General features: G+C 71.5%; 11 protein-coding genes. 7 read left to right on the forward strand and 4 right to left on the reverse strand.

What is annotated here, in order from left to right; genetic code table 11:
• Positions 1 to 33 precede the first annotated feature (33 nt).
• The 4 genes from OG811_RS24615 to OG811_RS24630 all read right to left on the reverse strand — a co-directional run bounded on the left by OG811_RS24615 (position 34) and on the right by OG811_RS24630 (position 5,371).
• The gene (locus OG811_RS24615) at positions 34 to 657 is read right to left on the reverse strand and encodes a DNA-binding response regulator (RefSeq protein ID WP_406069035.1); all 624 of its coding nucleotides are present in this window, start codon (positions 655 to 657) and stop codon (positions 34 to 36) included.
• 645 nt (positions 658 to 1,302) lie between these two features.
• Positions 1,303 to 2,094 carry a BTAD domain-containing putative transcriptional regulator gene (locus OG811_RS24620; protein WP_406069037.1) on the reverse strand — a complete coding sequence of 264 codons (792 nt, stop codon included), beginning with the start codon at positions 2,092 to 2,094 and terminating at the stop codon, positions 1,303 to 1,305.
• Positions 2,095 to 2,219: 125 nt separating this feature from the next.
• Positions 2,220 to 2,990, reverse strand: coding sequence for a thioesterase II family protein (locus tag OG811_RS24625; protein ID WP_406069039.1), 771 nt, complete (start codon positions 2,988 to 2,990; stop codon positions 2,220 to 2,222).
• Complete coding sequence (locus tag OG811_RS24630; RefSeq protein WP_406069041.1) at positions 2,987 to 5,371, reverse strand: beta-ketoacyl synthase N-terminal-like domain-containing protein; 2,385 nt, start codon at positions 5,369 to 5,371, stop codon at positions 2,987 to 2,989. Before OG811_RS24630 ends, OG811_RS24625 begins: the two co-directional genes overlap by 4 nt.
• A 168-nt stretch (positions 5,372 to 5,539) precedes the next feature.
• On the opposite strand from OG811_RS24630, the gene sbnA reads away from it, so the two are divergent.
• From sbnA to sbnB, 7 genes are all read left to right on the forward strand, one after another.
• Positions 5,540 to 6,550, forward strand: coding sequence for a 2,3-diaminopropionate biosynthesis protein SbnA (gene sbnA / locus OG811_RS24635; RefSeq protein ID WP_406069043.1), 1,011 nt, complete (start codon positions 5,540 to 5,542; stop codon positions 6,548 to 6,550).
• Positions 6,551 to 6,582: 32 nt separating this feature from the next.
• Positions 6,583 to 7,539, forward strand: coding sequence for a TauD/TfdA family dioxygenase (locus tag OG811_RS24640; RefSeq protein ID WP_406069045.1), 957 nt, complete (start codon positions 6,583 to 6,585; stop codon positions 7,537 to 7,539).
• Complete coding sequence (locus OG811_RS24645; RefSeq protein WP_406069047.1) at positions 7,536 to 8,048, forward strand: GNAT family N-acetyltransferase; 513 nt, start codon at positions 7,536 to 7,538, stop codon at positions 8,046 to 8,048. Before OG811_RS24640 ends, OG811_RS24645 begins: the two co-directional genes overlap by 4 nt.
• Positions 8,049 to 8,050: 2 nt before the next feature.
• The gene (locus tag OG811_RS24650) at positions 8,051 to 8,560 is read left to right on the forward strand and encodes a hypothetical protein (RefSeq protein WP_406069049.1); all 510 of its coding nucleotides are present in this window, start codon (positions 8,051 to 8,053) and stop codon (positions 8,558 to 8,560) included.
• On the forward strand, positions 8,557 to 10,413 hold the full coding sequence (locus OG811_RS24655; RefSeq protein WP_406069051.1) for a non-ribosomal peptide synthetase: 1,857 nt from the start codon (positions 8,557 to 8,559) through the stop codon (positions 10,411 to 10,413). Before OG811_RS24650 ends, OG811_RS24655 begins: the two co-directional genes overlap by 4 nt.
• Positions 10,410 to 10,607: an MbtH family protein gene (locus OG811_RS24660; protein ID WP_406069053.1), complete on the forward strand. Its 198-nt coding sequence runs from the start codon at positions 10,410 to 10,412 to the stop codon at positions 10,605 to 10,607. Before OG811_RS24655 ends, OG811_RS24660 begins: the two co-directional genes overlap by 4 nt.
• 75 nt (positions 10,608 to 10,682) lie before the next feature.
• Positions 10,683 to 11,717 carry a 2,3-diaminopropionate biosynthesis protein SbnB gene (sbnB, locus tag OG811_RS24665; protein ID WP_406069055.1) on the forward strand — a complete coding sequence of 345 codons (1,035 nt, stop codon included), beginning with the start codon at positions 10,683 to 10,685 and terminating at the stop codon, positions 11,715 to 11,717.
• Positions 11,718 to 11,751: the final 34 nt, after the last annotated feature.

Raw genomic sequence — 11,751 nt, forward strand, 5'->3', positions numbered from 1 at the left:
GGCGAGCAGCCCGGTGAACCGGTGCGGTTCCAGTCAGATCCAGCCGGCGTCGCGGGCTATGCGCACCGCGTCGACCCGGGTGCGGGCGCCGAGCTTCGCCGTGATCGACGTGAGGTTGTTGCGGATCGTGCCGATCGACAGGTGCAGCATCGACGCGATCTCCCCGGCCGAGTGACCGTGCGCGGTCTTGGTGAGGATCTCCGCCTCGCGCGGGGACAGCGGGTTGAAGCGGCGCTCGTTGAGCGCCGCCAGGGCGATCTGCGAGTCGACCACCCGGCGTCCCGCCGCGACCTCGCGGACGGCCGCCGCCAGGGTGGTCGGCGACGATCCCTTGAGGATGAATCCGGTCACCCCGGCCTCGATGCTGCGTTCCAGCATGCCGGGCTGTTCGATGCCGGTAAGAATGAGGGTGCGGCAGGTCGGCAACTGAAGGTGCAGTTGACGGGCCGCGCTCAACCCGTCCAGGCCGGGCAGATTCACGTCGATGATGGCCACCTGTGGACGGTGACTGAGCGCCGCCGACAAAATCTTGTCGCCACGTGCCAGTTCGACGACGACCTCGAAATCTGGCTGTAACTGAAGAAGAGCGACCAGGGCCCCTCGAATCATGTGGACGTCCTCGGCCAGCAGAATCCTCAACTGCGGCGATGACAACATGGGCCTCCGTTCTGTCATCGACCCGGGCGGGACAGCACGGCCCCGTCACTGTGTGCCTGATTGGACAGCCAGCCCCTGGCCCTGCGAGCCGCACACGACCTGCTGTCAGTCGCCGACACCGCGTTCGCAGACCGCAGGGACCAGGACACCGACCGCGGACACGGCCGCACCGAGCAGCGCACCCGGCGGGTCGCCGCCCGTTGGCACCGGGCCGTCGAAAACTGGGCGCGAGCTGCAACTGCCCGCGCGAGCGTTTTCCAGCTCCGGACCGGCACCGCGACCCGCGCGCTGGCAACCTTCCGCGAACGAACCAGCCATCAGCACGGTCCGGTTCGCGGGACGCGCGACCATCGCCCATAACCGCCGTGACCTCGGTGACCCGCGCCGTCTACCGCATTTAACAAAACCGACCTGAACCGGGCAGAAAGGAATAACGGCGGGGCCATGGGCGGGATAGGGGAAAAATGGGCAGAACCAAGGTGACGCGAAGACGGGCCCGGCGTGCAGCCCGGCCCGCTCGCGCAAGTTTCAATATTCATTATGGTCAGTAGATCACGGACGGCGGGCCCTGTCGGCACCCCATTGTGTTGACTTGATGACAGAAATCTCTGTGGGGCGCCGGAGCTCCGGCGCCCCAGGTGCGAGCTATGCCATGGCGGTCAGGACCGGGTCCAGCAGCGGCCGGCCGCCACTGAGAATGACTTCCTGGAGGCGGCGCAGGCGCGGGGCCGGCTCGACACCGAGCTCATCGATGAGCAACGTGCGAATGCGCTGGAACTCCTGCAGCGCACCATTGATCCGGCCGGACTCGTACAGCGAGACCATGTAGTGGGCGGCGAACCGCTCGTTGATCGGGTGGCGGCTGGAGAGCGTGCGCAGCTCACCGACGATCTCGTGGTGCCGCCCCAGGTGCAGGTCGGCGTCGATCCGCCGGCTGAGCGCGGCCTCCCTGGCGTCCTGAAGCGCCATCGCCTCCAAGCCGAGCAGCGGGCCGATCTGGACGTCCGACAGCACCGGCCCGCGCCACAGGTCCAGTGCCGCGCCGAGCAGCCGGCTGGCCATCCGGCGGTCGCCGTCCTCGGACGCCCGGGTGCCCTCAGCGGAGAGCCGGCGGAACTCCTGGGCGTCGGTGACGGCGTGGCTCAGCGAGTATCCGCTGCGGTGGGTCACCAGGATCTCCCGGGAGCCCGTCGGGTGCCGGCCGTCGACCGCCTTGTCGATGAGTCGGCGCAGCTGATGGATGTAGGTGTGAATGGTGGTCGTCGCACTCTGCGGAGGATTGTTTTCCCACAGTTCCTCGAAGAGATCCGACTTAGTCACCAATCGATCCGGGTTGAGAGCCAGCAGTGCGAGTATTTGGCACGGTTTCGCGGCACTCGGAACGATTGACGTCTCGTTGTGAGACGCGGACAACGGCCCCAGCAATTCAATTCGCACGGCCCCCCCAGTCTGTGCAAACGCAACTTCGGTCGAGGGAAAGCCTGCCGAGAGGACGAGTTTTGTGCCAGTGACGGGATCATCGCAGCACGTGAAAATCTCACGGAACCGGTTCCTCCGGTCGATCAACGTCCTGCTCGGGCGGCCTCCGTGGCGAGCTCGGCGCGCAACTCGGCACGCAGCTGCCGGGCGAACTCGGCCATCGCGTCGCCAGCGAAGTAGAAGTGCCCGCCCGGAAACAGGCACTGCCGCAGCGGCTCGACGGTCTCCTCCTGCCAGGCAGGCAGGCTGCTCAGCGGCGCGAACGGGTCGTCGATGCCGCCGAAGACGGTGACCGGGCAGGGCAGCGGCGGCCGGCCCGCCGCGGGCCGGTAGGACGCCACCGCCTCCAGGTCGGCCCGGACGACCCGCAGGAACTGCTCGCGGAACTCCGGGATCTCACCGATGCGGGCTGGCAGCCCGCCCAGCCCGACCAGCGTGGTGAGCAGGCTCGTGTCGTCCAGCCTGGTCAGTTCGGCCGGCCCGGCGACCGGGGTGGCTGGCGCGCTCCGGCCGGAGACGCCCACCCAGAGCGGCGGCCGGCCCTGCCCAGCCAGCCGGCGGGCCACCTCGCCGGCCACGATCGCGCCCATGCTGTGGCCGAAGAGCGCGTAGCGGCCTTCCGCCTGCGGCGAGACGTCGGCGAGCACCGCGTCGACAACCCGCGTCATGTCCCGGAACAGCCGCTCGCCGTGCCGGGAGCCGCGTCCGGGCAGGTCCAGCAGCAGCACGTCCCAGTCGTCCGGCAGCAGTCCGACCAGCGGGTAGTAGGCCATCGCAGAACTGCCGGCGTGGTGCAGCAGGAGCAGGCGGACGGCGGGGTCGTCGACCGGGCGCGGACGGATGAACGGCCTCACCGGACGCCTCCCGCCGCCGCGCTGACCGGCTCCGCCGCGGACCGGGCCGCGATCGTCGTCGCCAGCTCGGCGAGCAACTCGGTCAGCGGCCGGTCGACGGCGAACTCCGACTGAATGTCGGGCGTCGCGTAACGGTTCTCGACACTGCGCACGAAGAGCATCGCGGTGAACGAGTCGCCGCCCAGGTCGGCGAAGGTGGCCGCGAGGTCCAGCTCGTCGGCTTTGAGGGCGGCCGCCAGCTCGTCGCGGAGGAAAGCGACGATCGCGTCGGTGCCGCTCAGAGCGGCCGTAGCGGCCGGCAGCGGCGTCACCACCGGCGCCCCCGCCTCGAACCCGCCGGGCCGGGGCTCGTCGACCCAGTACCGGCGCCGCTGGAACGGATAGGTGGGCAGGTCCGGAAGGTACCGGGCGCCGCTCGCCCGCAACGGCTCCCAGCGCAGGTCGACACCGGCTCGGAACACCTGACCGAGCGCGTCCAGGAACACCTGCTCCGCCCGGGCCGCCTCGGCCGGAACGAGGACCACGCGCCGCGTACCGAAGCTCAGGACCGCCGCCTCCGTACCGGCGCGCTCACTGCTGGACCGCACCGGTACGGCCAGCGCCGTCAGGGCGGCGAGCAGCCAGCCGGTCGGATCGCCACCGGCGTCGGCGAGGCCGGGGAAGCGATCCGCCAGCCGCCGTACGGCGTCGGCCAGCGCGGCCGGGTCGCCGGTGTGCAGCAGCACCTCGCGGGGCACGTCGGTGACCGTGGCGGCGGGCCGGTCGACGGCGTTGCTGAGCGCCCGGGCCAGCTCCCGCGGCGCGGCGCCGGTCACCGCGATCCGGTACGCCATCGGCGCGCGCCCGGCCCGCACCGTGTGGCAGATCGAACCGACCGTGCGGTCGTCTGCGCGGTAGAGCCGGGTGCTGACCGAGGCGGCCAGCGCGCGCAGCGCCGGCTCGCTCCGGGCGGAGAGCACCAGCAGCTCGGGTCGTCCCGCCGGCTCGTCCGGCTCGGTGGGCGCCGGCGCCGACTGGAGCACGACATGCGCGTTCGTGCCGCTGAGCCCGAACGCGCTGATCCCGGCGAACCGCTCGCCGGTCCAGTCGCGTGGCTCGCGCACCACCTCAAGGCACTGCCGGGACCACGGGATGAACGGGTTCAACGGTCCCTCGCCCGGTGGCACGTCGGCGACGAGCCGGCCGTGCTGGAGCATGAGCACCACCTTGATCAGCCCGGCCATGCCGGCCGCCGCCTCCAGGTGACCCAGCCGTGCCTTGACGCTGCCCAGCCGCAGCGGGTCGCCGGACGGCCGGCCGGGCGCGAACACGCCGTCCAACGCCGACGCCTCGATCGGGTCGCCGAGCGAGGTGCCGGTGCCGTGCGCCTCCACGTAGGAGACCTGCGCCGGCGCGACCCCGGCGTCCTGGAGCGCGGCCAGGATCACCTCCTGCTGGGCGGGGCCGTTCGGCACGGTGAGCCCGGACGACGCGCCGTCGTGGTTGACCGCGGTGCCGCGCAGCACCGCCAGCACCGGCCGGTCCTCGGCCAGCGCGTCGTCGAGGCGCATCACGACCACGGTGGCGACGCCCTCGCCCCGGCCGTAGCCGTCGGCGCCGTCCAGGAACGGCTTGGACCGGCCGTCCGGGGCGACCGCGCGGCTCTGACACAGCGACACCATCAGCTGCGGCGAGAACAGCAGGTTCGCGCCGCCGACCAGCGCGTACCGGCATTCCCGGCCGCGCAGCGCCCGGGCCGCCGAGTGCAGCGCCACCAGCGACGACGAGCAGGCGGTGTCCATGGTGACCGCCGGGCCGCGCAGCCCGAGCGCGTAGCTGATCCGCCCGGCCGCGAAGCAGTGCCCGCTACCGGTGCCGAAGTACGGGTCGAGCCGCTCCGGGTCACCGTCGGCGAGCCGTTGCCCGTACTCGGCGGCCATGATGCCGACATAGACGCCCGCGTCCAGCCGCCCGCCGCGGCGGACCGCGACGCCGGCCCGCTCAAGTGCCTCCCAGGAGGTCTCCAGCAGCAGCCGCTGCTGCGGGTCCAGCGACTCGGCCTCCCGGTTGGAGATGCCGAAGAAGTCGGCGTCGAAGCTGGCCACGTCGCGCAGGAAGCCGGCCCGCCGCACGTACGACCGTCCGGCCCGGCCGACCTCGGGGTGGTACGCCGCGCGCAGCCCCGGCCGCTCGGCGGGGATCTCGGTGGCCGCGTGCCCCGTGCCGCTGAGCAGGTCCCAGTAGGCCTCGGGTGTGCTGACCCCGCCTGGGAACCGCAGCGCCATGCCGACCACCGCCAGGGGGGTGTGCCGCTCCCGCTCGAGTTCGTGGATGCGTGCCCGCAGGCCACGGGACTGCCGTAGTTGTTCCTCGACCAGGGCGCGCAACTCCGTTGAATCCACGTCGCTCCTCGCTTCTCGCTGGGCCTCGCGGCACCGGTGCTCGATTACGGCGGGACCGTACCGACGCGTACTTGAGACCGCCTGAGGTCAGCGCGGTGCAGCAATCGTCAAGAACGGCTCAAGGGGGCCCGGACAGACTCGGCCTCACCGACAGCAGGAGGCACAGTCATGACCCGCAACACGGTGCAGGGCATCCTCGGGTGCATCGGCGGCACACCGCTCGTCGAGCTTGACGGCCTGCTGCGTGACGTCCCGGCCCGGGTGTTCGCGAAGCTCGAGCTGGCCAACCCGGGCGGCAGCATCAAGGACCGTACGGCGCTGAACATGCTGTTGCACGGCATCCACAGCGGCGAGCTGGTCCCGCACCGGTCGGTGGTGATCGAGTCCAGCTCGGGCAACCTGGCCGTGGGCATCGCACAGATCTGCCGGTACTTCGGGTTGCGGTTCATCTGCGTGGTGGACGCCAAGACCACCCAGCAGAACCTCGCGATCCTGCGAGCCTTCCAGGCCGAGATCGAGCTGATCGAGGAACCGGACCCGGCCACCGGCGAGTTCCTGCCGATTCGCCTGCAGCGGGTCCGCGAGCTGATGGCGCGCGAGCCGCACGGCTACTGGCCGAACCAGTACGCGAATCCGCGCAATCCGCAGGCGCACCACCGCACCATGCAGGAGATCGTCGACGCGCTGCCCGGGGATCTGGACTTCATCTTCTGCGCCACCAGCACCTGCGGCACGTTGACCGGCGTCACCGAGTACGTCCGGGAGCACCGGATGGGCACCACGGTGGTCGCGGTGGACGCGGTCGGCAGCGCCATCTTCGGCGACGAGAGCCGGCGGCGGCTGATCCCGGGCCACGGCGCCTCGGCCCCGCCGCCGCTGCTCGACCCGGCCAGCACCTGGCCGGTCGTGCACGTGTCCGATTTGGACGCCGTGGTCGGCTGCCGGCGGCTGATGGCGCGGGAGGCGATCCTGGCCGGCGGCTCCTCCGGCGCCGTGGTGTCGGCGCTGGAGCGCTACCGCGACCAGATCCCGGCCGGCGCCACCTGCGTGCTCGTCTTCCCGGACCGCGGGGAGCGCTACCTCAACACGATCTATTCCGACACCTGGGTTCGGCAGAACTTCGGCGAGGTGTCGCACCTGTGGAAGGAATCCGGGATCGCGGCCGCCGGGCGGCTGTGACGACCGGCAGGCAATCGACGAGAGGGACGACGATGCGGATCTCCGCTCTTCCCGACGGTCTTCCGGCCGTCATCAGCAACGACAACAACGGCGCGATCCTCGACACGGTACGCGACAACCGCGCCGCGATCCGGTCGCTCATCACCGAGAAGGGCGCGGTGCTGTTCCGCGGCTTCGACGTCGGCGGCGTCGACGGGCTGCACACCCTGGTGCGGACGCTGTCCGGCGAGCCGCTCGACTACACCGAGCGGTCCTCGCCGCGCAGCAGCCTCTCCGGCAACGTCTTCACCTCGACGGACTACCCGGAGAGCGAGGAGATCTTCCTGCACAACGAGTGCTCGTACCAGCAGCACTGGCCGATGAAGGTCTACTTCTACTGCATCACCCCGTCCACGACGCAGGGCGCCACCCCGTTCGCCGATGTCCGCAAGGTCCTCGAGCACATCGACCCGGCGGTGGTCGAGGAGTTCACCCGGCGCAAGTGGTCGTACGTGCGCAACTTCGGGCCAATGGGTGGCACCTGGCAGTACTTCTACGACACCGACGACCGGGCCGAGGTCGAGCGGTACTGCGCCGCACAGAACATCCAGGTCGAGTGGATCGGCGAGGACGGGCTGCGCACCCGCGCGGTGCGCGACGCCGTGCACCGGCACCCGGTCACCGGCGCTGAGGTGTGGTTCAACCACGCCACCTTCTTCCACGTGGACACGCTGCCGGGCGTCTACCGCGAGGAGATGCTGGAGATGTTCGGCGAGGAGAACCTGCCGACCAACAGCTACTACGGCGACGGTGGCCAGATCCCGGCCGAGGTGACCAAGCACCTCCAGGAGGCGTACCGGGCCGCCAGCACCCGGTTCGACTGGCAGAAGGACGACCTCGTCGTCATCGACAACATGCTGACCGCGCACGGCCGCGAGCCGTACACCGGCGCTCGGAAGATCGCCATCGCCATGGGCGAGGCGTCGAACACGGCGGTCGAGGCGCCGTGACCACGTACGCCGGCCCGGCGCTCGTGATGCGGCCGGCGCTCCCGGACGACCTCGACGAGATCACCCGGATCGAGGTCGGGCCGGAAACCACGCCGTACATCGGGGTCACCGGCCGGGAGTACCACCTGGCGGCCCGCGCCGACGCCGACCAGGAGCACCTGGTCGGCGTGGTCGGGACGACCGTCACCGGTTTCATCCTGCTGGCCGGGCTGCGCGACGGCGGCGGCCGGATCGAGCTGCGCCGGATCGTGCTGGCGCACGAGTTCCGCGGCCGCGGGCACGGCCGGGCGATGGTGCGGGCTGCAGTGGCCCATGCCCACGAGCGGTACGACGCCCGGTCCGTCTGGCTGGACGTCAAGCCGGACAACCACCGGGCGCTGGCGCTCTACACCTCCGAGGGCTTCCGCCCGGACGGCACCATCCCGGATCCGCAGGAGCCCACTGAGGTGCTGTTGCTGATGACGCGGCCGCGCGACGACCGCGCCGCTCGAACCGAAAGTGAGGACTGAGGATGAGGGAGAAGCTGGCGCTCGTCGACCCGGACGCGACCGGGTCGGCGTTCACCGCCGGTCACGCGGGCGACGCCGGATGCGAGCGGTGTGTGGCCGAGCTGACCGAGGCCGGGCACGACTTTGTCGGGGCGTTCGCCAAGCGCGACTACGAGCGGTTCATCGGGCACTTCATCGGCGCCAACGCCACCGGCCTCGGCGCCGACGGGACCGTCGGCATGAACCGCGACGCCTGGGGCCGGATCCTGCAGGAGTACTTCGAGGAGCCGACCTGGACGCTGACGGTCACGCCGATCAAGACGGTGGTCCAGCAGTGCGTCAGCGGCCAGATCCTCGAGGTGGTCCGCTTCGACTCGGCCGAGATGACCATCACCTTCGTGCACGCCACCTGCTGGCTGCGCGACCACGGCACGTGGAAGGTGGTGCTGCAGACCGAGGCCGGCCCGTTGCAGGACACCCAGGCCCTGCTGGACCGCGTCGCCGAGCAGCAGGCCGAGGTGGCCCGGTCATGACACAGACCCTCCCCGCGCGGGCCGACGGCGGGCCGGCGCCGGACCGCCGGAGCCGTCCCGAGTTCCACGGCTCGGCGGTGGCCGCGTTCCGGGAGTCGGCCGCGGCCCATCCCGGCCGCGCCGCGGTCGTCGGTGTCGACGCCACGCTCACCTACGCCGAGCTGGACGACCGCAGCGACCGCCTGGCCACACTGCTGGCCGCCCGAGGCGCCGGGCCGGAGCGCGCGGTCGGCGTGCTGCTGCCCCGCACCGCCGACCTGATCGTCGCGATCCTCGGCATCCTCAAGACCGGCGCGGTCTATGTGCCGTTCGACCCGGAGCAGCCGGCCCAGCGCCTCGGGCGGATCGTCCGCGACGCCGCGCCGGTCACCACGATCACGCACGCCGACCTGGTCGACTCGCTGCCCGAGGGGTCCGGGCCCGACCCGGTGCTGCTCGACCGGACCGACTGGTCCACCGTGGAGCGCTCGGAGCCGGCCGTCCTGCACCCGGACAACCTCGCGTACATCATCTTCACCTCCGGCTCGACCGGGCGCCCGAAGGGCGTCGAGGTGTCGCACCGGGCGCTGATCAGCTTCCTGAACGGCATGGAGCAGGGCGGCTTCTTCGGGCCGCCCGGCGTCCGGCTGGCCTGGAACGCCTCGGTCGCGTTCGACGCCTCGGTGCAGGAGTGGGTGCGGGTCTTCCGCGGTGACACGGTCGGCGTGCTGACCGACGACATGCGGCGCGACGCCGAGGAGTTCGCCGAATTCATGGTCGAGCGCGAGCTCACCGAGGCGGACATGACACCGTCGCACGCGCAGATGCTCATCGAGGACCTGGTCGACATCGCCGGCCCGGAGCGGCACCTGCGGCTCTTCATCGCCGGCGAGGCGGTGCCGCCCGGCCTGTGGTCGCGGTTGCAGGCGCTGATCGGCGACGGCGTGGTCACGGCCATGAACCTGTACGGGCCGACCGAGGCTGCGGTCAACGTGGCCGGCACGTTCATCCGGCCCGGCGAGAGCCCGACGATCGGCCGCCCGCTCGCCGGGGTCGAGGCTCGCGTCGTGGACACCGAGCTGGTACCGGTCCCGGACGGCACGCCTGGCGAGCTGTGCGTCGCCGGGTCCTACCTGGCCCGGGGCTACTCCGGCCGGGCCGGGCTCACCGCCGCCCGGTTCGTGCCCGACCCGCTGTCGGCCGACGGCGCCCGAATGTACCGGACCGGCGACCGGGTGGTCCGCCGGGCCGACGGGACGATCGAGTACATCGGGCGCACCGACGACCAGATCAAGATTCGGGGACACCGGGTCGAGCTCGGCGAGATCGAGTCGGTGCTCGCCGATCACCCGGACGTCAGCCGCGCGGTGATGCTCTACCAGCGCGGGGACGACGGCGGGCGGCTCTCCGCCGTGCTCCACCTGCGGCCCGGCGGCGACCTGAAGGCCGTCCGGGCGTACGCGGCCGGCCAGTTGCCGACCTGGATGCAGCCCAGCGACTGGGCGGTCGTCGACGCCATCCCGCTGACCGTCGGCGGCAAGGCCGACCGCAGTGCCCTCATCCGCCGGCTCACGTCCGCCGAGGACGCCCCGGACGGTTCTGAACCTGCCAAGGAGACGCAGATGAAGGTCGACGCCACGAACACCGTCCGCGAGGTGTGGTGCGAGGTCCTCGAGCTCGAGAAGGTCGACGACGAGGACGACTTCTTCGTCATCGGCGGCCACTCGCTCAGCGCGATGCAGGTGGCCAGCCGCCTGCGGGCCGGCCTGGGCGGGGTCAAGATCCCCACCCGGATGCTGTTCGAGCACCGCACGTTCACCGCCTTCACGGCCGCGGTGAACGAGCGCCTGAACAGCGCGGCGGTGTCGGCGTGAGCCGCTGGACCGTGCTGGTCAACCACGAGGAGCAGTACGGGCTGTTCCCGGCTGGCCGGCCCAGCCCCGGCGGGTGGCGCCCGGCCGGCTTCGAGGGCACCGAGGAGGAGTGCGTCGCGCACGTCGACCAGGTCTGGACCGACCTGCGCCCGCTGTCGCTGCGCCGCGCCACGGCCGGGCAGTCCGGCAGCTAGGAACCGGGAGGCCGGCCGGCCGATGCCCCCTCAGCGACGGCCGGCCTCCCCAGCCGCACGACGACCCAGGAGCTGATGAGAAGCATGTCCCAGGTAGCACCATTCGCGATCATCTCCGGCCGGCAGGTGCACGACGCCGTACACGGGCGCGAGCGCGAGGTCACCGAGCTGATCGAAAGCGCGTACCGGCTGCACGGCGAGGGCGAGACGACCAACCCGGACTCGTACTTCCTCCGCTTCCCAGACCGACCACGGGACCGGATCATCGCCCTGCCGGCCTCGGTCCGGGGCAAGGTCGGCGTGCACGGCCTCAAGTGGATCTCCAGCTTTCCGGACAACGTGACGGCCGGCATCCCGCGCGCCTCGGCGGTGCTGGTCCTCAACGACTTCCACACCGGCTACCCGATCGCCTGTCTCGAGGCGTCGATCATCAGCGCGGCGCGGACGGCGGCGTCTGCGGCGTCGGCGGCGGTCCGCCTGTCCGCCGCGCGCGGCCGCACGCCGCGCCGGCTCGGCGTGGTGGGCGCCGGGCTCATCGCCCGCTACACCTACCACTACCTGCGGGCCAACGGACTGAACTTCGAATCGGTCGGGGTGCACGACCTGTCGGCGGAGCACGCCGCCGGGTTCGGCGACCACCTGCGCCGATCCGGGGAGCAGGACGTGGTCCGGCACGACAGCCTCGACGGGCTGCTGGCCGACAGCGATCTGGTGCTGTTCGCGACCGTCGCCGGCGAGCCGCACGTGACCGACCCGGCGCTGTTCGGCCACGCGCCACTGGTGCTGCACCTGTCGCTGCGCGACCTCGGCCCGGACGTGATCCTGAACGCCTGGAACGTGGTCGACGACGTCGAGCACGTGATGAAGGCCGGCACCTCGGTCCACCTCACCGAGCAGCGGGTCGGCCATCGGGACTTCGTAGCCGGCACGCTGTGCGACGTCCTGGCCGGGCGGATCGCCCCGCCCGCGGACCGGCCGGTCGTGTTCTCCCCGTTCGGCCTCGGCGTGCTCGACCTGGTGCTGGCCAAGCACGTCTACGACCAGGTTGCCGCCGACGGCGGGCTGGCCACCGTCCCGGACTTTTTCTACGACCTCCAGCGGTACGGCTGAGCGCCGATCACGACGGCCCCGATCTCGAAGGCAA

The sequence above is a fragment of the Micromonospora sp. NBC_01638 genome (genome assembly GCF_045209745.1).
Classification (GTDB): domain Bacteria; phylum Actinomycetota; class Actinomycetes; order Mycobacteriales; family Micromonosporaceae; genus Micromonospora.